Raw genomic sequence first — 23,280 nt, 5'->3', positions numbered from 1 at the left:
CGGCGGTTTCATCATCTGACATCAAAAACTACCTCCTTGTTCGAAGTGGCCGTCCGAGGGCCCGCCTCGAGATCGGCAGGGAATCGGAACCGTAACGCTGTGGCGGCCACAGCCGCCGCAAGGACGACGGCACTGCCGAGCAGCAGAGCATCGCGATACCCGTCTCGCAGTAACGGAGTGACTACGAGTGGACCGAGAATCTGGCCGACGCTGTATCCGGCGGTCAGCAGCGCCACGGCGCGTGGGAACTGCAGGTGTGCGCCGATCGCCAACACGACGGACCCGACACCGAGGAAGGTCACGCCGAACAGGAAAGCGGAAATCAGCGCGGGGCCGACGCCACCGATCACGGCAGGCAGCGCAATGCCGATTGCCTGTATCAAGAGTGCGACGAGCAGCAAGGTCGGTCGCGACCAACGCCGGCTGAGCCAGGCCCATAGGGCGCAGGACGGAAATGCGGCCAACCCGACCACGATCCAGGCGGCGCTGCCTACCCATTCGGGTGCGGCGAGATCGATGGCGGCAACGAGGAACGTGCCCGCGATGATGTAGCCGATTCCTTCCAGAAAATAACTGATGAACAAGGCCATGAACCAGCGATGGGCGCGTCGGGGACCGGTAGTTCCCGGGGCGTCCGGTGTGATGATCGGACGCGGTTCCGGTGTCAGCCCCCAGGCTACGACGGCGCACACCACTGCAAGGGCCGCGGACGCCAACCAGGCAGTGGTCCAGGTGCCGATGAAGCGGATACCGAACACGAGGACACCGGACAAGGCGATACCCAGCCCGACTCCGCCGAACCCCCATCCGGCGAGGTGTTGGAACCTTCCCCGAAGGTGCGCGTGCAAAGCGCTGACAGCGATCATGAATACGAGCGCACTGGCGATGCCTGCGACGAGCCTCAGGGCGAACCAGATCGATCCGTCGTGCGTGGTGGGCATGAGCGCCAACGTCGCGATGAGGACCACCAACGAAGTACGCATCACCGCTGCCGAACGCACAACCCCGGGAATGAGGATTCCGGCGAGCGCGCCGATGAGATACCCGATGTAGTTGGCGGTGGCCAGAGTGGCGCCGAGCGAGGCGGACAGACCGGCCTGCGTGTGCATCAACGGCAGTATCGGTGTGTAGACGAATCGCCCGATTCCCATGCTCGCGGCCAGCGCAGCGGCAGCTTGGACAGCGTGCGTTCGCGGGGAGACTCCGTTCAGGGCTGAGGTCATGGACTTATCGTGTGCCTCGTCCGCGCCGGCCGCCACGACCGCTTTGCTCCTGACTGATAGGCGCAGCCTCCCACCGCACGTAGCATCTGTGATTGTGGAGCTTCGTCAGCTGAGATACTTCGAGGTCGTCGCCGAGGAACTGCACTTCGGCCGGGCAGCGGCACGGCTGCTGATAGCCGGGCCCTCCTTGTCGCAGCAGATCATGGCACTCGAACGCGACCTCGGCGTCAAGCTGTTCGTCCGCGACCGCCGTTCCGTCGCGCTTACCCCTGCCGGCGCGGCGCTGCTCCCCGATGTCCGCGCACTACTCGAGCGGGCCGAGAATCTGCGTCGCCGCGCGGAACGTTTGTCCGGAGCGGAGCCCGTCCGGATCGGCTACGTCAATTGGCTTCCGACGGATCTGATCGCGCGCACCTCAGGGGTCGCGCAACTACACGTCGACCCGTGGGTGGTGCCCTCGCACGCGCAGGCCGCGCGCGTGGCAGACGGCAGCCTCGACCTTGCCATAGCCTGGGTGCGGAAAACCGATGTCGCCCAACATGGCCTGAAGGCCCGACTACTCGGCGCGGATCGGATTTACGCGGTCTCCACCGGTGCGGACACCACACCGGTGCAGGCGCACGACGTCGTCCTACTGGTCGACGACGACACCACCTCCTGGTTGTCGTGGAACGTCTTCGCCGAAGAATTCGCCCGCGATACCGGCGCGCAGATCCTGCGCATCAACGACGGCGGTATCACCGGCCCCGCATTCTTCGATCACGTCCGTGCCATCGGCCGCCCCGTGGTCAACTCACCGAAGGGCCAGACCACAACTCTGCCAACCGATCTCACTGCACGCTCGATGGTCGATCCGGCAGCAATCTGGACGTGGTCGCTTCTGTGTCGCGAGAGTGAAACGCGCCCTGCTGTTCTCGCGGCCGTCGACGCTCTCACTCGCGAGGTTGCCGATCTCGGAATCCACGAAGACGGAATATGGCTACCGGCCGACGACCCCCACCGGTAATGGCGGAGGGCGACCCTATTGCGGCGTCCTCATCCAATCAAGATGTGATGAAACGAGTTTCGAGAAATGTGGCGTAGTCGGGCAGGCCGACGCCAGCCACGATATTCCCTTCAGCTTGCGCCCATTCCGCGAGTTCGTGCAAGTTGGTCGCAAGGTCCGGCGTGAGTTGGAGGGTGAAGTCGAATTCACCCAGGATCGATCGCAACAGGTTGGCGTCGAGCTGAGTGGACTTGGCTACGGCATCAACGGCTTCGTCGTTCTTACTGGTCAGGCTGGCGCCGGCTTCACGGATCGCGGAGAAGAATTTGGTAATTGCGTCACTCTTGGCTGAGATCGCCGTCTCGGTGGAGAGGTACAGGCTGTGCTGACTGTATGTGCCGCCGGTCAATTCGACAGCGTCTTTGCCCAACGCCTCGATAGCCTGTGCCTGATAGGGCTGAAAGATGGAGACGGCGTCGACATTGCGCTGACTGACGGCAGTAACGACAGCTGCGGGCGAGACCTGGACAAGATCGGCCTCGAGGTTTCCGGCAGTCAGTGCATTTGAAATGTAGTAAGCGGCACTGGTGCCCAGCGGAGTTCCGATGGATTTGCCGGCGAGGTCGGCGGTGGTGTTGATTCCTGCGTCACGTCGGGCGACGATCTTGGATCCCTGCCAACGTGAACCATCACCGACAATGCGCAACGCCGGGTTTCGGACGATCGCAGCCGAAGTGGGTACGTCAGCGGCGGTGGTGATGTCGACCTGGCCGGCGGCCAAAGCCTGCAGCGCTTCCACACCGGAGGAAAAGTTCACGACGTTGACTTTTACGTCCTGATCGTCGAACAATCCGGTCTCGGCGGCGACGGGGATCTGCGCCCACGACGGGTCGACGACGAATCCGACTGTAAGCGTGTCGGAATCGGAATCCGTACCGGCGCATGCGGTGGCCGATACGGCGATTGCCAAGACAGCGATCGCGCTCAGAAATACACGGCGTAGAGATGTGGTCACGATAGATCGTCCTTTGCAAATGAGTAGAAGAACGGCGGGAACGCCGCCCATCGCAGGCAGAGTTCGTTACTGCGCTGCGTGGTCGATGCCGAGCTGGTGATGCAGGGTTTTGCGAATTTCGCTGTAACCGGGCAGGTCTGCGAGGCTGTCGGCAGGGCGTGGGCGGTCGAGCGGATTGACGATGCGCTCGGCGATACCACCGCCGCTCAGCACGTTGATGGTGTCACCGAGCCGAATCGCCTCATCAACATCGTGGGTGACAAACACAACTGTGCGGTTGAGGCGCGTCCACAAATCGATGAGCAGGTCCTGCATACGCAATCGGGTGAGAGCGTCGAGGGCAGCGAACGGTTCGTCCATCAGCATGACCTCGGGCTCGCCGGCGAGAACACGCGCGATGCTCACGCGCTGACGCATACCCCCGGACAACTCGGCAGGTCGTTGCCTGCTGACCTGCGGCGCGAGCCCGACCAACTCGAGTAGTTCACCGATACGCGCCTGGCGAATCTTGTGCGGCAGTCCGCGGGCGACGAGCGCGAAATCGATGTTGTCGGCCACCGTCATCCACGGGAACAACACGTCGCGTTGAAAAGCGACGCCGCGCCGAGGGGCGGGGGCGGTAACGATCTCACCGTTGTCGGTGACACTGCCACTAGTTGGGGTAGTCAATCCCGCAAGACAATGCAGCAGTGTGGATTTGCCGCTTCCAGATGCCCCGACGAGCACCGTGAACGAACCTTCGGGGATGGTCATCGAGATGCGGTCGAGAGTGGGTCGTGGGGTACCCGGGAATTGGACAACCAGGTTGTGGGTCTCTATGGCCATGTCAGTGTTGTTCTTTCGCCCAGCTGATGAGTGGTGCCGTGGTTGCGTTGACAGCGAAGTCACACAGCGCGCCGATCACGCCCAGGACGACTAGGCAAAAGATCAACCGGTCGGCCTGGGAGAACAGCTGTGCCTGATAGATGCGATAGCCGATTCCGACTGTGGTGCCGGTCATTTCAGCCACAACGATCAGCACAAATGACATTGCCGCTCCAACCCGCAGACCTGAGACAATGTCGGGCGCGGCCTCAGGCACGATGACCTTTCGCAACGTTTGCCACCTGCCCGCACCGAGACAGCGGGAGGCTTCGAGGTAATCAATTGGAGTGCTGGATAATCCGGCGTGACTGTTGATCCAGACAGGCACGAATACACCGAGCGCGATCACAAGGACCTTGCTGTCTTCACCCAGCCCGAACCACAAGATGGCCAGCGGAACGAGCCCGATGGTGGGAATGGGTGAGAACACCCGCAGCACTGGCTGGAGCAGTTTGCGTCCCGCTGTAGTTGTTGCGGTGACGACGGCGACGAGTAACCCGATCGCCGCACCCAACACGAAACCGCTTGCAGCCCTCGACAAACTTGCAAGGATGTCATCCGTGAGCAGGCCGTCCCGCCACAATGTTTGCCCGGCCGAGAGGATTTCTGGGACACTGGGCAACAGCTGTCGAGGAAAGCGGCCGGTGGCCACGATCACCGACCACAGCGTCGCGGCGATCATCAGGCCGAGAAGGGTCCAGCCGGCCGAACCGAGTCGCACACCGATCTGTTGGATCGCGTCGGCAGGCAACCACGCCTTGCGCGGCGAAGGCGCTACGACACGGTTCGGCGCCGATTCGTCGGCACGGGGTGGCAGACCGGTCGTCATCGGTTACCTCTCATGAGTTGATTGGGCGGAAGCGCTTTTCGCTTTCAGTTCCGGCGACGCAGATCGATGTGTGGCAGTGAAATAGTCGATGGGCGAAGCGGGGTCCATTCGAACGGGACGGCCTGCGACCGATACACCAGCGGAGTCAGACTGAGGCGGTCGACGCCAGGTACCCGAATCTGTGTGACTTCGGGCTCGCCGGCAACGCCGTACCCCTCGTACGGACTGTGGTACTCCCACACCACAGCACCGCCGGGTGTCACCTGGAACAGGCGACCTTGCATCCCCTCGGTGATCAAGGTATTTCCGTTCGGCAATCGTTGCGCGTTGCTGACGAACGAACTGAAGAAGGCCCAGGGAGGTTGCCCTGAGTCCTCAGCGGTGTACTGCCAGACGATCTCCGAAGTGACCGGATCGATCTCGAGCACCCGCGAGCCGGCATAGATTCCGATCGCCGCCGACGGGTAACCCGCTCCACCCTGATTGTCGAAAATCAGAATGTTGCCCGCCCCCGGCAGTCCCGGGGCAATCATGTGCGGATTGTGTTGTCCCGAGGTTTGATCGAGCGGACGGGGCACTTTGTGCACACTGATCCGCTGATGTTGGGCACCAGCTTGCGCGGTGTAGTAGGGGCCGCACTGCCACACGGGCGATCCGGTGGATCTGTCGATGAGAGCAACGATGTTGGCCTTACGGAAGCTGATCATGATGTTGTCCGGCGCAAAAACACCGTCAGGGTCGACATCGTGCCAGCGGTTGGGTCCCAGCGACTTGGCGCTGTTCATCTCCAGGTATCCCCAAGGGTCTTCCGGGTCCCGGGCGACGGTCTCGCGCAGCGCGGCCCAGCCTTCATCGGAAAATCCGAACTCTTCCAGGTGATCACCGGCCAGCCACGACCACACAATGGCGCCGTCCGGAGCGACTTCGTAGAGACCTTGGTCGCCGACTACAGAATCACCGAGAGTCGGCACCACCCGTGGAACAGTCACCAGGATCAGCCGGTTGCCGTTGGGCAGTAACTCCCAGTCGTGGTTCTGGCGCGCGACTCCGTCGGGGGCCTCGGCACCCCACTCCCAGCGTCGCTCGCCTGCCCAATCAAGCTGACCGATGGTGCCATTGGCATAAATGCCACCGCGAGGATCGCCGCTCGCGGACAACTGCACACCCACGTCGCCTACCAACCCGTTGTTGAGTGCAGGGTCGAGAATGCGGGGTGGGACTCCCGCATATGGCCACTCGTGCAGAACCGCCCCTGCAAGGTCGATCAGGCGGGTCACCGAGTCCGCACCCGTGAACAGCACATAACTGTCGTGGACAAGTTCGGGGTCCAAATAAGTGACGCCAGTGAGCCTTACGAATGCCATGCCGACTACTCCACCAATCCTCTGTTACGTCCGCGAGTCGATGCCGTAACTCTTCTAATCGATTAGATTAGGGACGGCCCCAGGACTGTGGAACTGTCACGATCATGGTGATTCAATCTCTTTTCCCATGAGCGATTATGGGCTGCGGTGATGGCTGGGCAGATGATGAGGCAGAGGAGGGTTGCAGTGGATGCTAAACGTCCGACCGTCGCCGATGTGGCGCGACGTGCAGGTACATCGACGGCGGTGGTGAGCTACGTACTCAACGACGGCCCCCGCCAAGTTTCAGATGTCCTGCGCGCCCGCGTTTCTCAGGCAATGGCCGAGTTGAACTATCGGCCTGACCGACGCGCGCAGGCATTGCGCAAACAGCGGCGGTGGCGACAGATCGGTTTGCTGGTACCCGATTTGACGATGCCGTTGTTCGGGGAGTTCGTCGGCACCATCGAAAGGGCGGCACGCGCCCGTGACCACCTCACCATTGTCGCCAACACCGGCTACGACCCCGTGCGAGAAGCGGAATTTGTGTCCGCATTCGTCGAGGCAGGTATCGACGGACTCATCGTGGTAGGCGCTTCCAACGCAACAGAAACCGCGGCGATGTGCGCGCAAGCTCGAATTCCGGTGGTCTGGATGCACAATGTTCGCGGTGACGTTGACGCGCCCATCGTCGGAGTCGACCACGTACAAGCCGGGGAGATCGCGACCCGTCATCTCGTCGAAATGCACGGCTGTCGAGACATCGCCTTCGTCGGCGGGTTCACCGAGGCTGACGTGAACCACGGTGACCGCGAAACTGTCGAGCAACGCTATCGAGGTGCAATTGCCGTGGACGAAACCGAAATCATGCACATTCACACAGACCTCACCGCCGACGGAGCCTACGACGCAACACGAAAGTTCCTGGACACGCGCACTGCGCCCCCAGCCGGCATCATTGTCGGCACCTACGGCCAAACCTCTGCAACAACACGAGCCGTAATCGACCACGGATTGCGGATCCCCGAGGACGTCAAGATCGTGGCATTCGACGGAAGCCAGGCGAAGTACGGACAGTTCGACATGACCAGCGCCCAACAGCCGGTTGAGAGCATCACCCAACATGCTCTCGAAAGATTGTTGACTGCCAAAGCCGTCTCGCCTGAGACGACCGGAGCACACTCAGCACCCTGGGAACCATCCCTACATGTCGGTAACACCTGCGGTTGCTGACTGCGTGCACACCGACCGGTCGCACAGCAGGCTCGGAATTCACCACTATTTTGGTGCCCACCGCCATCCGGAAGCCGGAGCCGCCGACTGCCGAATTGGTAATTTCAGCCCTCTCCCGCCTGCTTCTTCGCTCCGCCGTTGCGAGCTTCGATGGCCTCGATGGACTTCGTGAACGACTTACCCAGCACCTGTGTGCCGAAGAGCCCGAGTACCGATGCCAGGAGCTTTCCCTTGAGATTCTTGCCATCGCGGACCACGACGGCGTCGACATCGGTCAGCCCCGTCGGTTGCTGCGTAAGTGTGTAGGTGTGGCTCGACGCCCCGCCCCACAAGTTGGAGTCGGTGGTTGTCATCACGACGCGATGAGGGTCGGTCCAGTCGTAGTGCAGGCGTTCCCAAATACCGCTGGAGCCCTCCGTGACATCCGCGTCGTGGGGCCCTTGTTGGTGCACTTTCAGGTAGCTGTCCGCGCTGCGGCCGAAGATTTCCTCGCGGCCCGGCCCGAAGTCGGTCAGGCCGGCGAGGACCTGTTCGGGCGTCGCGGTGGTTGTCTGGTGAAGATGAATCGTGGTCATGGCGCCTTCCTTCAACTGTGGATAATCCGGTGCTGAAAACAGGGGAGTGACTCATCCAGCACACCACTCACACGAAATGAATGAAAGAGGACCGCTCGCTCTGGCTCGATCCCCTATTCGCCGCTGCGCCGCCTGGCAGTGATTGCGCCATGCGGCCGATAACCACTCCCCGTCCGGGTATGGGTTTCGATCACATCGAAACCCGCTGTGACCAGTATCTGGGCAAGTTCGGTCACCGGCCATCGATAACCAGTCGTCGCGGCGTGATCAAAAGGCTCCACGGTTGCGCCTTCGAAGAAGCCCACCAGCAACCCGCCGCCGGGGCGGATCACCCGCGCGAATTCAGCGAGCGGTGCCTCGATATCTTGCGGGTGGTGGTGAATGAGCGAGTACCAGGACAGCACGCCGCCCAGCGAACTTGTTTTCGCGTCCAATGCCTCGAAGCCCCCGACCTCGAAGGAAAGATCTGGGTATTGGGTGCGGGCTCGTTCGACGAACTCGGGAACCAGATCGATCCCGCTCACAGCCAGACCGCTCTGGGCCAAAAAGTCTGTCCACTGCCCCGGCCCGCACCCGGCATCGAGCACTGGGCCGGTCAGAGCAGCAGCCCAACTGGTCACCAGGGCCCGATCGGATGTGTGCGTCGAATCCATGGAACCGAAGAGATCTGTGTACTCCTGGGATCGGGTCGAATATGACTCTCGGACTACATCACGGCGTCTTGCACTCGAATTCTCCACGCCGTCAATAATTGTCGATGTGCACATCCCTTCGCTACAACTCGCCGGACCGAAGGTTCATTCGCTGTTGACTGCGAGCGGTCACGACCGGAAGGTGTTTCATATGGTGGAAGAAATAGATCTGTCGGCGAAGATCCGGGAACTACTCAGCACGCGATCAGCCGAGTCGAGCATCTGCCCCTCAGACGTGGCTCGCGCGACGGCACCCGACAATTGGCGTCCGCTGATGGAACCCGTCCGAGAGGCTGCCCGCCGAATGGTCGCTGATGGCGAAGTCCAGATCACCCAGGGCGGCGAAGTCGTCGACCCTGAATCCGCACGAGGTCCGATAAGGATTCGCTGGGCTCGTTGACCAACCGAGCGACTTCTGCCGGGCACTGCTCTCGCAGCGTGACGTCAGCGAAAACGGTCCAGATGCTCACGCAGGAACGCATCGAGGCTGCGGGGCTCGCGCCCCAGGACACGGACCACCGTGTCGGTGGGTGATTCCGGGCGCGAGATGGCAAGGTGCTGGATCTCCAGAATGTGCTCGGCGAGCCATGGAGGCATGTGGGCGTGATCGACGAGGTTTTGTCGCAGTTCGTCCGGTTGCAGGTCTAGGTAGCGGACGGGGCGACCAAGCATGCTGGCCAGAGAATCGGCGATTCCGCCATAGCCGACTGCCTCACTGCCTGTCAGGACATAGGTGCCGCCGGCGAGGTCGGCGCGTGTGAGCACGGCGGCTGCAACGTCACCGATGTCTCGGCAGTCGATCCAATTGCACGGTGCGTCCTTCATCGCGCCCAGAATGACCCCCTGCGCCGCCACCGCCGGAGCAAGGAGCAACAGATTCTGCATGAACGCATAAGGGCGGAGCAGAGTGTGGCGGAGCCCAGAGGCGCGCAGGTGTTCTCCGACGGCATGGTGGCCGCGGGAGAGAGTGATAGGCGAGTCGGCTGCGGCAGCGGGATCGGAGATCTTGACGATGTGTTCGATGCCGCTCTCGGCTGCTATGTCGATGACGCGCGTTTCGAGCTCCACCTGTTCCGGACCGTTGGCCATGGCGAGGAAAAGCTGTTCGGCCCCTTTGAAAGCCGTGCGTAGCGAAGTGAGGTCCGCGGCATCGGCCGGCACCACTTCGACCAAACCGTCGGCCAAGTCGCCGAGCTTGGCGCGCAGCCCGTCCGGGTCGCGTGACAGCGCTCTGCTCGGCACACCCGAGGAGGCAAGACTGCGTAGCAACGCGCCGCCTGTGGTTCCGGACGCTCCCATGATGACGATCATCGTGTTCCTTTCGGTTGTTCCCCGGAAAACCGGGATCTTTTGATATGTGTTGCCTGTCAAGGTTTCTGACGGCGCCATCGCCAGGTCACGATGACGGCAGCGACGGCGGCAGATATCGGCAGATCGAACTGCAGGCGAGCAAGCCAAGCGGTGTCGACCACGCTCGTGTGATCTGGTAGCCAACGGGAGGCGAACCACCCGACAAGTCCGGCGATTACAGCCGCTCCGACGGCAAGAATTGCTGCCACCAAGATGCGAGGCAGGGCCGTGGTCCACGGTCGCGACCTTGCGCGGCGCTGCAGCCAGGAACCGATCAGCAACGCCACCACTGCCGAGGTGCCCGCAATGGACGTAAATGCCGCCAGCGTCAGACCCGCCTTCCCAGACGCGACTCCGCCGGCCCCCGCCATCAGTGCGGGGGCCAGGTAGGCGACCAGCACCTCGCGCCACAGGGTGAAGGGTCGTGCGGCGCGACGGTCGGCAACTGAGGCTCTTCGTTTGGAATTGGCTATCTTCCTTTTGTTTTCGCGCGAGGTCGGTGGGGTGAGACCGGACATGAAGGAGACCAACTTTCCGATTATGATTAGGTGGCTAACTATTTGGGTATGGAAAGAGAAGTCTCTGTCGAAATTGACGACGATTCGGATCGTTACACGAACACCTGGGACTACGGTCGACTACTCCGCAGTCAGCGCACCGATACCGCGAACGACCCGCGAGAGCAGATCCAAAAACACCGCACGCTCGTCGACGGTGAGCTCATCGACCATTTCCTCGAGACGAGCAAAGTGCTCGGGCGCCATGTCACGCAAACGCTGAGCGCCGCGAGCAGTCAGGACGACCACGGCACCGCGCCCATCCTCCGCGGAGGGCCGCCGAGCGACCAACCCCTCCTGTTCGAGCCCGTCGACCAGGCCGGTGACCGTGGCCCGCGATACGCCGAGATCGGCCGCCAGACGCGAGGGGGACTTCTCCCCGTCGTGGTCTTCCAGATCCGCAAGAAGTCGATACCGGCCAGTCGACAGGCCATACCTCGCAAAGTGAACCTCGGTCGCTCGGCCGAGCCGCGCACCCGCCGAGATCAGCCGCACCGCAACGAGTACCGCCTGCGGGTCGGCCCCGAGACCGTAGTGCTCCAACTGCCGCCGCGCCTGATCCAACGTGGGTGAGTCGTCATCGGTTCCGTCCACTGCCATGCAACTAATATGGCACCTAACTACATTCTGGTCAACCAGGCACCCGACTTTGTTTCGAACCCCGAGCAATTCCCGCGTGTTGCGAAACCGTCTGGATGCGCATTCGGATAGGGCAGAACCTTCTCGAGGGCGAGACCAATCGCGAAGGCCGTGCGGTCGTCGTACGGCCGCGCGACGATCTGTGTGCCCGTTGGGATTCCGTTCCGAGCGAAACCGGTGGGGATTGTCAGCACCGGGCAGCTGCTCAGGATGTTGAATGTGATGGCCGGTACGGCCTCGAGGTAGAACTCCAATTCGGTTCCAGCCACTTCGATTCCGTGCCCGACGTAGTCGTCACCGGCAAGAAAGCCGTCCGTCGCCACTGCCGGAGTGATCAATGCGTCATAGGTGTCGAACAGGGATCCGATCGATGAATACAGTTCGGCTTCGATCGCGAGTCCGTCCAGGAAAGTCGCGTCGCCACGGGTGCGGCGTGCCCATCGCGCGAATTCCTTCGCGTACTCCGTGACCTTGTCGGGGTGCGCGGATGCCTCGGCGGCGATCGAGGCACCGAACACGTGGTCGTAGTGAATGGCGGCAGCACGCATGACGGCGGTGCGGGACAGGTCGACTTCGACGATCTCGGCGCGTGCGCCCAGCGCAGTGAGGGTATCCACCAAATTGGCGGTGTTGGCGGCGACGTCCGAATCGACCGGCCAGTCACCTAATGCGGGTATCACCGCGATACGCATTCCCGCGCATGAATGCGTTGCAGGGTCGGGCAGTTGCGATGCCTGCACGTGCGAGGCAATGTCAGTGGAGGTCGGTCCCGCGATGACGGACTGCATTGTGAGGCAATCGCTTACGGTGCGGGCCATCGGGCCGCAGTGACAGTAGCGATCGAGGTTGAAGGGCGGGTCGACCGGGACACGGCCGTGTGGCGGCTTGAACCCGACGACTCCGTTGAACGACGACGGAGTCCGGATCGATCCCGCAACGTCGGAACCGCTGGCCAAGTGCGTCATACCGGCGGCAAGTGCGACTGCTGATCCGCCGGAAGACCCGCCGGCGGAGTAGTTCGTGTTCCACGGATTGCGAGTTACTCCCCACAGTTCGGACTGTGTGAACGCGGCCGAGGAGAATTCCGGGGCTGTCGATCGCGCATGAACGATCGCACCGGCGTCGATGATTCGCTGCACGAAAGTCGAAGTGTGGGTGGCAATCACGTCTTCATAGACCTTGGAACCCTGAGTCCACGGTTGTCCTTGAATCGGTTCGTCCTCTTTCACGACAACGGGAACGCCGGCGAGCGGAAGCCCCGCATCCGAGCCCCGGGCGTAGTGACGTTCCGCTGACTTGGCTTGTGCTCGTGCAGCATCGAAGAAAGTGTGCCCCACCGCATTCAAGGTTGGGTTGTGTGTCTCGATTCGTTCGATAGTGGATTCGAGCACTTCCACCGGCGACAGCGATTTGTCGCGGTAGCGCCGGAGCATCTCGGCCACGTCCATGAAGGTTGAATCGGGTGTCTCGCGCATATCTGTTGTCCTGCCTGTCCGAAAGTTTTGCGTGGTCGACTAGGTTGTCAGTTCATGTCCGCTACGACCGGTTTTCGGACCGTCGCGAGAAAGACTGCGAGAGCAGCGATTCCAGCTGCAAACCAGAAGACCGACTGGGAACCGGCGTAGTCGTGAATGCGTCCGCCGGCGAACGCGCCGAGGGCGATGCTTGCATTGAAGACTGCAACCCACAGCGCCGAAGCAGCCTCTCGGTGGGCGGGAGCTGCATGCGCGATCCATGTCTGAGTACTCACGGACACACCACCGTAGAAGAGGCCCCAAGCCGCCATGAGCAAAGCGGCGGCGATCAAGGTAGCAGCCGAGATCGGAAACAGGGCGAGTGTCAACGCTATTCCCACGCTGAGGATGACGACCACCATCTTCGGGGACTTGGCGGCGGACGGCCCGGCGATGAAGTTGCCGACGACACCGAATGCACCGTAGATCAGGAGCATCGTGCCGACCTGCGAAGCGTTCAACCCTGCGAAGAACTCCAGCCCCGGACGCACATAGGTGTAGGCCGCGAAATGAGCGGTGATGAGGAGAGCGGTAATCGCGATTCCGACCCGGACTCCCGGGTTCCGAAAAGCCTCCACGAGACTGCCGAGCGACAGGGCTTGATCAGCAGGCATCGTGGGCAGGACAGCGAACATGGCGAGCGCGATCAGCGTCGCTGCGCAGCTGAGAGTCCAGAATGCCACGCTCCACCCGGCCGCTGCCCCGATGTACGTCCCGGCCGGAACACCGAGAACTGAGGCAACAGCGATTCCGCTGAAGATGATCGTGGTCGCCAGCCCGACAGATCTGTTCTCCACCAACCTCGGAGCCAGGCTCGCGGCGAGTGCCCAGACTCCACCCATACTCACTCCGAGAAGGACGCGAGCCACAGCGAGGACAGCGAAGCTGGGCGCAAGGGCCGTGAGGGCGTTCGCCACTGCGACCAACAGCATCAAGACGACGAGCGTCGACCGACGATCGAAGCGGCGGGTCACTACGGGCACGAACGGCGCGGTGGCCGCTGCCACCAATCCGGTGATGGCCAGCGAGAGCCCGATGGTGCCTTCGCTCTCCACCAGGCTGGCACCGATAGGGGTAAGAAGTCCGACGGGCATCATCTCCGCCGCGACAACGATGAATGTGGACGCTGCGATCAGGGCGACGGCAGCCCAGTGGTTCTCGACGCTGTGTGCGCGGGTGGAGGAAGTGGGCGCAGCGCTGTTCTGTGCGGATGCAGAGTGGGGCATGTAACCAGAGAAGCCCTCGCAGGTCACCGGATCAACGGCGAATCGCTCATCCAACCATTAGCTCAATTCATCGATGAGCCATGATGGAGTGGTCGAATGAGTCCAGGATCGGGGTGAAGCATGTCGGAGCCTCCGATGCGTGAGATCGAGTGCTTCCTCGTTCTCGCTGAAGAACTGCACTTCGGTCGCACCGGAGAACGGCTGTTCATCTCCCAGAGTCGGGTCAGTCAACTGATCAGCGCATTGGAACGTCGTATCGGCACAAGCCTCGTAGCGCGGACCAGTCGCCGCGTGCAGCTGACTGAATTCGGCACCGAATTTCTCGAGTCGTTGGCTCCCGCCCACAGAGCACTCCTCGGAGTTATCGAGGACGCTCAAACGAAGGCGCGCAACATACCGACACCGCTTCGGGTGGGTTTCCAAGGAGCAATTTACGATTCGATCGCGACGGCCGTCTCTCGTTTCGAGAAACAGCATCCGCAAACATGCGTGACCATCAAGGAACTACCGCTGGGTGATCCGTTCAGTGACGTACTCGCCGGGCGAATCGATGCCGCGGTGGCCCTTCTCCCCGTGGAAGAACCCGAGCTGACAACCGGGCTCGTCTTTTCTCGACAGGCCCAGACGCTGGCCGTCTCAGTCCATCACCCGTTCAGCGAACTGGACGTGATCGACGCCGAGCAGTTAGCGCAGATATGCCTGGTGCCCATCACCGGACCCGCCCCTGGCTATTGGCAGCGCGTGAATTCCCCGAACACGACGCCGAGCGGAGCCAAGGTTCCCACGCAGGGTGGCGCGAGCACCGTTCAGGAAGGCCTGTCTCAGGTTGCATTCGGTCAAGTCGGCCTCATCCTGTGCGCCGCGACGGCCGCCTACAGTCAGCGCTCGGACATCAGATTCGTACCGATCAATGGATTACCCGAATCCGCCTTGGGTCTCGTGTGGCGTACCGATCTCGAATGCCCCCGCCTTCGCCATTTCGCGAAGGCCATCGAGGAAGCACACAAAAGCCCTGCCTGACGGCGATCAATCCAGTCGCGGAAGGACTCCGGGACATTGGTGCACATCGTGTGTGGAATGATCGCGCCATGTCCGCCATCACCGACTACTTCACGGCACCCTCGGATGAGCACGCCGCTGCTGCACTCGAAGGACTCGTCGACCTGGATCCGGCAGTGATCGAGGCCAACGAAGCCCTCTATCGAACCTCTCCGGACGTCGCCACCCGACCGCGGATTCAGTTGGCCGCGAGCGGGACTCCCATTCTGCAGGCGAAGGGCGTCGATCCGGCCGTCTCGCTCGGCCGGCTCGAGGCCTCTCTCACCGGTCGCCCCTACGACGAGGTTGCAAAAGGCCCACGCCGCGGGACACTCGTCGCAATGAGCGAGGACGGCGACACCCTCGTGCTCGCTGTTTCCGACGAATTACGTGATGCACTAGCCGAATTGAACGCCGACGGTGTCGCCACTGCTGCTGCGGCCTGGGCGATCGACGAGACGAGTGAACCGTCGGAGGAATCGGTGCCGTTCCTGACCGCCTTCGCCGAATTGGCTGCCAGAGCTGTGACTCAGGGCGAACGAATGTACGGCTACGTCGTCATCTGATCGTCAGATATCCACCAGACATCTACCGCCGCAACGTCCGTCGAGTCAGTTGACCTGACGATCCCGACCTTGCCAGAACTCCTGGCGAAGCTTGAACTTCTGGATCTTTCCGGTGGCAGTGCGCGCCAATTCCGAGCGGAACTCGACCCGCTTCGGGCACTTGTAGCCGGCAAGCCGCGTGCGGCAGTGGGCGATGAGTGCTGATTCGTCGACGGGTTCCGCACTCTCGTCGAGCACGACAAGCGCCGTCACCAATTCGCCCCACTTCTCGTCCGGGATGCCGATGACCGCGACCTCCCTGACCGACGGATGCGACATGAGCGCGTCCTCGACCTCGATCGAAGTCACGTTCTCGCCGCCGGTGATGATGACGTCCTTCTTCCGGTCGGCGATCGTGACGTAGCCGTCGTCGAAGGTTCCGCCGTCGCCGGTGTGGAACCAGTCGTCCTCCAGCGCACTCGCTGTTGCCTCGGGATTCTCCCAGTACGACGCGAGGATGTGGTTGGACCGTGCGAGCACTTCACCGGTGTCGTCGACCTTGATCTGCACACCGATGGCCGGGGCGCCCGCGCGTCCGAGCAGTCGAGCTTGCTCGGGCACCGGCAGGTCGTCCCACTCGGCACGCATGCGCGACATCGTGAGAAGTGGCGATGTCTCGGTGAGACCGTAGATTTGAATGAACTCCCAGCCCAGATCAACCCTGATCCGCTCGATCGTGCGGGTAGGCGGTGGGGCACCCGCAACGATGATGCGCACGCGGTCGCGCCCTGGAATCTCGCCGTCCCACGACTTGGCAGCGTCCAGGATTGCCGAGACAACGGCGGGCGCAGCACACAGATACGTGACACCGTGCTCCTCGATGCGGCGCAGGATCTCCCCACCGTCCACCTTGCGCAGGACGATGCTCTTGGCGCCGATCGCCGTCGTGACGAAGGGGTGTCCCCAGCCGTTGGCATGGAAGGTGGGCAGCGTGTGAAGGTACACGTCTCGATCGGTAACAGTTGCCTGCCAACCGAACACGACCGCGTTGATCCAGTTACTGCGGTGCGTCAACTGCACACCTTTGGGACGGGCGGTGGTTCCGGAGGTGTAGTTGATCGTTGCGGTCGCGTTCTCTTTCGTACCCGCGTCTGCGACCCACGGCTTCGGATCGGCGTTCGGCCCCCAGATCCGAGTGTCGTCTCGGCCGAGGACGAACGTGCGCTTGCACGGAACCTCGGCGACCAGGTGTTCGAGTTCGGGGTCGACCAACAGGACCTCGGCCCCCGAGTGCTCCACGATGTACTGGATCTCCGGAACACTGAGCCTGAAGTTGATCGGCACCAGTACTCGACCCCACCCGGCGACACCGTAGAACGAGGCGAGGAATCGGGCCGCGTTGTGCGACACGATGGCAACCCGACCACCGACCGGTACGCCCAACTCGTCGAGTGTCGCCGCTTGCCGTCGAGCGAGGTCTCCGAGCTCGGCGAACGTGATCTCGCCCCACGACTGCGCCGGCTGATCCGGCTCGTCGACGATGGCAACCCGATCGGGGTAGACAGTGACCGCTCGGTCCAGGAAATCACTGATGGTCAGCGGGATGATCATGCGCACTCCAGGTCTTGGGCCGGCGATGCGGCCTGGGAGATCCGACAAAGACGGATAGCTTTGCCCGTGTTCGGCACTGTCACCACCCTCCGAAGAGGGTATCGATTCCAGGTTCCCTCGGCCCCTTCTTCGGAGGGTACGAATCGTGGCAGCTACCCGCCACCCTGTCGCCTCTTGTCTGTTCCCAACAGTCAGGCAATCATCCCGTCGCGACGAGCAAGGACAACAGCCTCCAGCCGAGTGCTCGCGCCGAGCTTGTGCATAGCGGACTTCATGTAACTCTTGACCGTGAACAGAGCCAGACCCAACACACCAGCTATCTGAATGTTCGTCATACCCGCGCCGGCCACCGTCAGGACGTCGACTTCACGTTTGGTCAGCGAAGCTCTGCGGACGCTTTCCTCGGAGCGTTCCCCCTCGTCGACCAGTCGCGCGGTGGCCTTGACGAGTGCCTCACGCACATCAGCATCACCAACACTGCCGGCAAGCAGCCGCAATTCCGCGTAGACCGATCGCACCTGTTCGCGCAAACGCGCATTCGCTTCCGCCACTTCGGTCAACATGCCGTTCGTAGAAGTCACGGCGCTGACAGCCAATTCTTGCTCGAGCGCCCGCGCTTCCTGCACAACAACATCTTCGATGCGACCGCCCACGGCCTCGGAAGTGCGGAACGCACCATAAATGACGCCCACCGTCTGACGGCCGACGACGATCGGTGTGGCGACGAGCGCTTTGAGGCGCTCCGCTCGGATGACCTTGTCGTATCGGTGCGTGATCTCCTGGGTCTCGAAATAGTCGTTCACGGCGATGGGCCGACACATAACGGCCACCTTGCCGCCCAGTCCCTCACTCGGGTCCAGCGTCAATCCGGGAAGCGCTCCGAAGCTCGGACCGTCGAAGCGCTCGATAAGTAGATTTCCGGCCCTGTTGACGGGTCCACCGAAAGCAAGGGAGGCACCTGTTGAGACCCGGACACGCTTGAGGGCGCGTTCCATACGCGCGCCCAGATCCTGCGCAGTCATGCTCGTTCGATCCCCTATCAGGAGGGTGTAACTCGGCGCCCAGTTCCATCCCCCTGTGACGGCTATCATAGCGACGCAGTACGGCGCCGTTACGGTCAGCCCGGAATCTGTAGGGCCAGATCGTTGCGGTCGAAGTCCGAGAACTGCTGGGTGTCGGTGCAGTATCCGCAGCTCGCTCCGAAGAATTCGGTGCGGGCGTTCGGATCGTCGAGTAGCCAGTACCGCAGCCACGCCGTACTCGGTCCGCGCATATCGCCACCGGTGATCGCGGTACCGAAGTGCGTGGCGCCCCGTAGTTCCAGATACTCGGCGGGCACGTGGTCGGCATCCTCGTACATCGCCCGCACGATCGCCGGCCAAACGATTGCGTCGGCCTGACCGGCGAGATAGAGAACCGGCTCGTCGATGAGGTCGACATCATTGAGCGGGCCCGGCTGGATCGCGACGGCGGTGTCGATGCGTTCGTCGATCGCGGCATTGATCGCTGCAGACCCGCCTTGCGAGTGCCCCACCGCACCAATGTGTTCCAGGTCGACTTTGCCGAAGAAGACGCTCGACGGGGTGGCAGCTTTGTCTGCGATGAGGTCGATTCCCGACCGCATGGTGATGGCGAAGTTGCTCGCCGGGGTGTTGGCAGCGACCACGATGAATCCGTGGCTCGCGTAGTGGCGCAACAAGGAGGTATACGCACCGGGAAGCACACCGGTTCCGTTCCCCCAGATCACAACCGGGTGCTTCTCACCGCGCGCGCCGAGCTGACGGGGGTAGTACAGAGTGTGCACCAGCCCGATCGAGACACTCGGCGTGTACGGCCCTGCGCTCGCCCAGTTGTGCCCGACGCTCGGAATACCGGGCGTATCCGCCGCCGCCGTTCCGGTCGCGCCAGTCAGTCCGAGTGTCGCGCACAGCGCAACCGTCGCTGCAGCATTCGCGAACAGTTTCAAAGATTTTCGCACGAAGGTCCACCTTTCGAAGTTGCGTCAAATCCTCGGAGTATGAACGTCGCGGCAGTTCATGGAAATGTCCCCGAACCAGGGCCGGACGCCCCGTAACAGGTTGCCGTGCAGAGGGTTCGATCAGAAATCGCTCGAGACACCTCCTGCGATCGGCGGGCGGACTCCGCGCGGTCGAATTGTCGACCGCGAAGTGACGCGTATTACATATTCACCGGAAGGCGAACCGTCTGCTTTGTTCGGAGAAACCAATAATCCGAGAAGTGTTGTATGTGTTGACAAATCATCGTTCTCGACGGGACCCACCGGTCGCCGCGAATGCCCGGAGTCCCAGGTCGAGATCGCCTCAGCCTAGGGCTTGGATTGCTCGGCGCACAGCCGCAAGAAATGTTCGACGATCTGGGTGTTCTGGCCTTCCCTTGCTACGGCTGCGATCTTGCGCGGTGGCAGTTCGAATATCTCACCCACAGTGCAACCGCGTTCGGATGCGCGCTCAGCACTGGCGAGTTCGAGGATGACAGCACCGATCCCTTCGAACGCGAAATCCGCGAACGCATCGCGGTGCTGTGACCTCATCACGAAGGCGTGGTCGATCCGCGGTTCGATCGAACGCAAGTGGCGATAGACGTCGGATGTCTCGAACCGCGGTGCGACGACCAGACCGATACGCATGAGGTCTTCGCCGATGAATACCCCGTCAGCCGGGGCTCGAGTGCCAGGCGGGCAGACGAGCCGCAAGTGGTGGTCCGGCAGGCGCACCATTCGCGTCCCCGGGACACCGGCAGGCGGCGACTCCATTATTGCCACGTCAGCTGTGCCGGCCATGACCGGGTGAATCGCATCGGCCACCGATGACCCAGGCGGATCTGAGATGGTGATTCTCAGGTTCGGCACCTTTGTACGCAGCGCTCCGAGCAGTACCGCGGTGGGATCGTCCGCAAGGCTCGCTGTCGTGGCGACACCGAGGTGGGGGAATGCCGACAGCGCAAACTCGCTCTCAACCACCAGTCTGTCGAGCGCGGCCAGCGCATCGCGTGCTGGATCGATGAAATTCCGTCCGCGCGCAGTCAGCGTCGCCCCTGCCCGACCGCGGTTGAAAAGCTTTCCCCCGACGCGCCTTTCGAGTCGCGCAATTGATTGAGAGACGCTCGATGTTCCTGCGAATCGGTACGCCGCTGCCGCCGTGATACTGCCGTGTTCGACGACCGCAAGGAAGTCCTGAAGTTGCCGCGGATCGATTCGTGGCGCCGGAGACTCTCCGAAGTTGCTCATTCGGCATTCCCCAGTCCGCCCTCGTCACGTAAGCGAGTAGTCGTCTCGATAAACGCTTGTGCCGCAGGCGATGGCGTCGAACCGTGAAGCATCCACACATCTCGACTGAGCGGGGGCCGAGTACGACACAGCACCACGCCTTCGCCGACTGTATCGGCGACGGATTCGGGAAGGAATGCGACTCCGACTCCCGCGCGTACTAGTGGGATCATCGAGGCCGCAGAGATTGTCTCCGCAACCACCGCTTCGTCCACGGTGCCCTCGCCGAGGCGTTCTGCCAGTAGTCGCCGAGTCACATCACCACGCGGACTGGTGATCAAGCCGACGCGCAACAGATCCGTCAACTCAGCTACTCCCTCGCCTGTACTTCGGGCAGCCGGCACCAGCGCCACGATTCGTTGCCGGCCGAGAAGGATACGTTCAACACCTTCGTCGAACACCTCGTCCACCCCGATGCCTACGTCAGCCTGACCCGAGGCGACCACCATTCCGATTCCGTCGGTGTCGTTGCTGAGCATCGTCACCGCAACATTCGGAAACTTACTTTTGAACGCGCCCAGGGCTGTGGCCGCTGGATCACGCGCCAATGTCCGCGGGCACACGACCGTCAGCCGCCCACGCTCCACCACGTTCGATGGATGTAAAGCGTGATCCAGATCCCGATACGCCCGAAGCACTTGGGCCGCCGGACCAGTGAGGGCACGTCCGGCGTCGGTCAAAGTGACTCCCCGCGAGCCGCGCCGGACGAGCGTCAGCCCGCAATCGTTCTCCATTCTGACCAAAGCCTCCGAGATGGTCGGCTGGCTCACTCCAAGTCCGCGAGCAGCAGCCGAAATGCTGCCGCGATCAGCAAGGGCGAGAAAGTATTCCAGGTGACGTCGGTCCATTGGGGGCTCCCGTCTCTGTAGAAGTCTGCGTGCTCGCTCGGTTCCGCGCCGGCAAGCCATAGGGAAACCCTATGGCATACCTCTCAAATGTGGCGTAGACGGGAAGAATAATCGCGTGATCTGCTTCACATATGAACGCAGTGAGCAACAACCCGGGGAGATTCGACGAGACGCATACGTCTGCTTTTGTCGAGCACCCATCGCCGCCTGTGAGCACTCGGGAGGTGGCACGGAAATGACCGAAACCATCTCCACGAGTGCGTCATCCGGCACTATGTCACCCAACGCTGCGGGGCGGGAACGCTCTGAGCCGAAGCCCGCTCGACAGCGTCGCACGGGCACTCGACTCACCATCGTGGTGCGACTGGCCCAGTTCGCGTTGCTTTTGGTCTTACTCGGAGCGTGGCAGCTGGTCGCATCACGAGGTTGGATCGAGCCGGTTCTGGCCAAAACGCCAGGAGAAGCGTGGAGCTACTTCACCGCAGCGGTGAATTCGGGTGAGATCTCGTCCAACTTGCGCGCCACGATGACTGCAGTCGTGATCGCCTGGATCCTTGCGAGTGCCGTCGGCGTGGCGGTAGGACTCTCGCTCGGCCTGCTCCCGACCCTCGAACGCATCATGAGTCCGTTCTTGGATGCTGCGAATGCCATGCCACGTCTTGCGCTGGCGCCTCTGCTTATCGTCATTTTCGGGATCACGATGACGGCGAAGGTCGCTCTCGCATTCACACTTGTCTTCTTCATCGTGTGTTCGAGCGCACGAGCCGGTGTGAAGTCGGTCGACGACGAGTGGCTCCGACTTTCCACTGTCCTGAATGCCAGTAAGACGCAGGTGTTTTGGCACATTCTTCTCCCCGTCGCGACCCCCGGCATTTTTGCCGGTCTTCGATTGGGGCTGATCTACTCGCTACTCGGCGTGGTGGGTTCGGAACTGATCTCTTCGCGGGACGGGCTGGGCCAGCTTGTGTCGATCTACTCGGCCCAGTTCCGAATGGAAGCCGTTTACGCGATCCTGATCCTTCTCGCAATCGTCGCAGTCGTCCTCAACCAGGTCATGAATTTCGCTGAGCGCTACCTCCTTCGGTGGCAGCCCCCGACTCGACGATGACAGGAATCATCATGGATACCAACGTGATTACACCCGCCGTCCAACTCGACGGACTGACGATATCCTTCCCCTCGCCCGACGGGTCGGCGAAGACAGTGGTCGACAATCTCGACCTCACCATCCCTCGCGGACAGTTCGTGAGCTTGGTCGGCAGGAGCGGTTGCGGAAAGACCACTCTGCTCAACGCGCTCGCTGGATTGGTGGACGCGACGGAAGGCAAGACCGAGGTCCTCGGCACAACACCATTCGAGGCTCGCTCCCGGATGGGCTTCATGATGGCCCGCGATGCCCTGTTCCCGTGGCGAACAGCGCGGAAGAACGTGGAGTACGGTCTCGAATTGAGGGGAGTGCCCAAGGCGGAGAGACGAACTCAATCAGCGCGCTGGCTTGCTGCCGTTCAAATGTCCGAGGCCTCACAGCTGTGGACTTGGCAGCTGTCCCAAGGGATGCGCCAGCGTGTCGCGTTGGCCCGGACGTGGGCTCTGGATCCGGACATCTTGTTGATGGACGAGCCGTTTGCCGCCCTCGATGCGCAAACCCGCGTCGAAGTACAGCGCGAATTCCTCGAGCTTTGGCAGTCAGAGGTCGGCCGGACGGTCATCTTCGTAACCCACGACCTCGGTGAGGCCATCTGCCTGTCCGACCGCGTTCTCCTGCTCGGGGCCGGCCGAGTGATCGACGACGTCTCCATTGACATCGAACGTCCCCGCGAACTCGAAACCCTCACCGCCGAACCTCGATACATCGAAATCTTCAACCGGCTGCGCGGTCAGCTCGACCACTGATATGCCCGGCCAAC

24 protein-coding genes are annotated in these 23,280 nt (G+C 62.2%); 7 read left to right on the top strand and 17 right to left on the bottom strand.

Going from position 1 to position 23,280, the window contains the following annotated elements:
• Positions 1–11: 11 nt before the first annotated feature.
• Complete coding sequence (locus tag ACFWEM_RS00850) at positions 12–1,223, bottom strand: YbfB/YjiJ family MFS transporter (RefSeq protein WP_378530255.1); 1,212 nt, start codon at positions 1,221–1,223, stop codon at positions 12–14.
• 94 nt (positions 1,224–1,317) lie between these two features.
• On the opposite strand from ACFWEM_RS00850, the gene ACFWEM_RS00845 reads away from it, so the two are divergent.
• Entirely contained in the window at positions 1,318–2,229 is a 912-nt protein-coding gene (locus ACFWEM_RS00845; protein ID WP_378530253.1) for a LysR family transcriptional regulator, read from the top strand.
• A gap of 37 nt (positions 2,230–2,266) precedes the next feature.
• Here ACFWEM_RS00845 and ACFWEM_RS00840 read toward each other — a convergent pair whose 3' ends face one another.
• The 4 genes from ACFWEM_RS00840 to ACFWEM_RS00825 all read right to left on the bottom strand — a co-directional run bounded on the left by ACFWEM_RS00840 (position 2,267) and on the right by ACFWEM_RS00825 (position 6,280).
• Positions 2,267–3,223, bottom strand: a complete 957-nt coding sequence (locus ACFWEM_RS00840; protein ID WP_378530251.1) for an ABC transporter substrate-binding protein — start codon at positions 3,221–3,223, stop codon at positions 2,267–2,269.
• A 66-nt stretch (positions 3,224–3,289) separates the two neighbouring features.
• Positions 3,290–4,048: an ABC transporter ATP-binding protein gene (locus tag ACFWEM_RS00835; RefSeq protein WP_378530249.1), complete on the bottom strand. Its 759-nt coding sequence runs from the start codon at positions 4,046–4,048 to the stop codon at positions 3,290–3,292.
• Between the two features lies 1 nt (position 4,049).
• Entirely contained in the window at positions 4,050–4,916 is an 867-nt protein-coding gene (locus ACFWEM_RS00830) for an ABC transporter permease (RefSeq protein WP_378530247.1), read from the bottom strand.
• 44 nt (positions 4,917–4,960) lie between these two features.
• On the bottom strand, positions 4,961–6,280 hold the full coding sequence (locus tag ACFWEM_RS00825; protein ID WP_378530245.1) for an aryl-sulfate sulfotransferase: 1,320 nt from the start codon (positions 6,278–6,280) through the stop codon (positions 4,961–4,963).
• Between the two features lie 186 nt (positions 6,281–6,466).
• On the opposite strand from ACFWEM_RS00825, the gene ACFWEM_RS00820 reads away from it, so the two are divergent.
• A complete protein-coding gene (locus ACFWEM_RS00820; RefSeq protein ID WP_378530243.1) occupies positions 6,467–7,492 on the top strand; it encodes a LacI family DNA-binding transcriptional regulator in 1,026 nt (341 codons plus the stop codon).
• A gap of 104 nt (positions 7,493–7,596) precedes the next feature.
• Here ACFWEM_RS00820 and ACFWEM_RS00815 read toward each other — a convergent pair whose 3' ends face one another.
• Together ACFWEM_RS00815 and ACFWEM_RS00810 are read right to left on the bottom strand one after the other, a co-directional pair.
• On the bottom strand, positions 7,597–8,067 hold the full coding sequence (locus ACFWEM_RS00815) for a hypothetical protein (protein WP_378530241.1): 471 nt from the start codon (positions 8,065–8,067) through the stop codon (positions 7,597–7,599).
• Positions 8,068–8,180: 113 nt separating this feature from the next.
• Entirely contained in the window at positions 8,181–8,807 is a 627-nt protein-coding gene (locus ACFWEM_RS00810; protein ID WP_378530239.1) for a class I SAM-dependent methyltransferase, read from the bottom strand.
• A gap of 103 nt (positions 8,808–8,910) precedes the next feature.
• On the opposite strand from ACFWEM_RS00810, the gene ACFWEM_RS00805 reads away from it, so the two are divergent.
• Entirely contained in the window at positions 8,911–9,159 is a 249-nt protein-coding gene (locus ACFWEM_RS00805; RefSeq protein ID WP_378530237.1) for a DUF3253 domain-containing protein, read from the top strand.
• A gap of 44 nt (positions 9,160–9,203) precedes the next feature.
• On the opposite strand, the gene ACFWEM_RS00800 is transcribed toward ACFWEM_RS00805, so the two are convergent.
• The 5 genes from ACFWEM_RS00800 to ACFWEM_RS00780 form a co-directional block, all read right to left on the bottom strand.
• On the bottom strand, positions 9,204–10,070 hold the full coding sequence (locus ACFWEM_RS00800) for an NmrA family NAD(P)-binding protein (RefSeq protein ID WP_378530235.1): 867 nt from the start codon (positions 10,068–10,070) through the stop codon (positions 9,204–9,206).
• A 56-nt stretch (positions 10,071–10,126) separates the two neighbouring features.
• Positions 10,127–10,627 (bottom strand): hypothetical protein, encoded by a 501-nt coding sequence (locus ACFWEM_RS00795; protein WP_378530233.1) that lies wholly within the window; start codon positions 10,625–10,627, stop codon positions 10,127–10,129.
• Positions 10,628–10,747: 120 nt separating this feature from the next.
• A complete protein-coding gene (locus ACFWEM_RS00790) occupies positions 10,748–11,266 on the bottom strand; it encodes a MarR family winged helix-turn-helix transcriptional regulator (RefSeq protein WP_378530230.1) in 519 nt (172 codons plus the stop codon).
• Positions 11,267–11,286: 20 nt separating this feature from the next.
• Positions 11,287–12,780: an amidase gene (locus ACFWEM_RS00785; RefSeq protein ID WP_378530228.1), complete on the bottom strand. Its 1,494-nt coding sequence runs from the start codon at positions 12,778–12,780 to the stop codon at positions 11,287–11,289.
• A 47-nt stretch (positions 12,781–12,827) separates the two neighbouring features.
• Positions 12,828–14,045, bottom strand: a complete 1,218-nt coding sequence (locus ACFWEM_RS00780) for an MFS transporter (protein ID WP_378530226.1) — start codon at positions 14,043–14,045, stop codon at positions 12,828–12,830.
• Positions 14,046–14,165: 120 nt separating this feature from the next.
• On the opposite strand from ACFWEM_RS00780, the gene ACFWEM_RS00775 reads away from it, so the two are divergent.
• Complete coding sequence (locus tag ACFWEM_RS00775; protein ID WP_378530224.1) at positions 14,166–15,065, top strand: LysR family transcriptional regulator; 900 nt, start codon at positions 14,166–14,168, stop codon at positions 15,063–15,065.
• A 68-nt stretch (positions 15,066–15,133) separates the two neighbouring features.
• The gene (locus ACFWEM_RS00770) at positions 15,134–15,649 is read left to right on the top strand and encodes a hypothetical protein (protein WP_378530222.1); all 516 of its coding nucleotides are present in this window, start codon (positions 15,134–15,136) and stop codon (positions 15,647–15,649) included.
• Positions 15,650–15,694: 45 nt separating this feature from the next.
• Here the strand turns inward: ACFWEM_RS00770 and ACFWEM_RS00765 are convergent, their stop codons facing one another.
• From ACFWEM_RS00765 to ACFWEM_RS00745, 5 genes are all read right to left on the bottom strand, one after another.
• Positions 15,695–17,239 carry an AMP-binding protein gene (locus ACFWEM_RS00765; RefSeq protein WP_378530220.1) on the bottom strand — a complete coding sequence of 515 codons (1,545 nt, stop codon included), beginning with the start codon at positions 17,237–17,239 and terminating at the stop codon, positions 15,695–15,697.
• A gap of 191 nt (positions 17,240–17,430) precedes the next feature.
• Positions 17,431–18,261, bottom strand: a complete 831-nt coding sequence (locus tag ACFWEM_RS00760; protein ID WP_378530218.1) for a LuxR C-terminal-related transcriptional regulator — start codon at positions 18,259–18,261, stop codon at positions 17,431–17,433.
• A gap of 95 nt (positions 18,262–18,356) precedes the next feature.
• Positions 18,357–19,217, bottom strand: a complete 861-nt coding sequence (locus ACFWEM_RS00755) for an alpha/beta hydrolase family protein (protein ID WP_378530216.1) — start codon at positions 19,215–19,217, stop codon at positions 18,357–18,359.
• A gap of 348 nt (positions 19,218–19,565) precedes the next feature.
• Positions 19,566–20,486, bottom strand: coding sequence for a LysR family transcriptional regulator (locus tag ACFWEM_RS00750; RefSeq protein ID WP_378530214.1), 921 nt, complete (start codon positions 20,484–20,486; stop codon positions 19,566–19,568).
• Positions 20,483–21,373 (bottom strand): LysR family transcriptional regulator, encoded by an 891-nt coding sequence (locus ACFWEM_RS00745; protein ID WP_378530212.1) that lies wholly within the window; start codon positions 21,371–21,373, stop codon positions 20,483–20,485. The genes ACFWEM_RS00750 and ACFWEM_RS00745 overlap by 4 nt, the downstream gene beginning before the upstream one ends.
• 235 nt (positions 21,374–21,608) lie before the next feature.
• Here ACFWEM_RS00745 and ACFWEM_RS00740 point away from each other — a divergent pair, with 235 nt between their 5' ends.
• Positions 21,609–22,481, top strand: coding sequence for an ABC transporter permease (locus ACFWEM_RS00740; protein WP_378530210.1), 873 nt, complete (start codon positions 21,609–21,611; stop codon positions 22,479–22,481).
• An 11-nt stretch (positions 22,482–22,492) separates the two neighbouring features.
• Positions 22,493–23,266 (top strand): ABC transporter ATP-binding protein, encoded by a 774-nt coding sequence (locus ACFWEM_RS00735; protein ID WP_378530208.1) that lies wholly within the window; start codon positions 22,493–22,495, stop codon positions 23,264–23,266.
• Positions 23,267–23,280: the final 14 nt, after the last annotated feature.

This window comes from Rhodococcus sp. NPDC060176 (assembly GCF_042728675.1).
In the GTDB taxonomy this organism is placed as follows: domain Bacteria; phylum Actinomycetota; class Actinomycetes; order Mycobacteriales; family Mycobacteriaceae; genus Rhodococcus_F.
The sequence above is the reverse complement of the archived record's forward strand: the minus strand, read 5'-3'. Positions and strand labels throughout refer to the sequence as shown.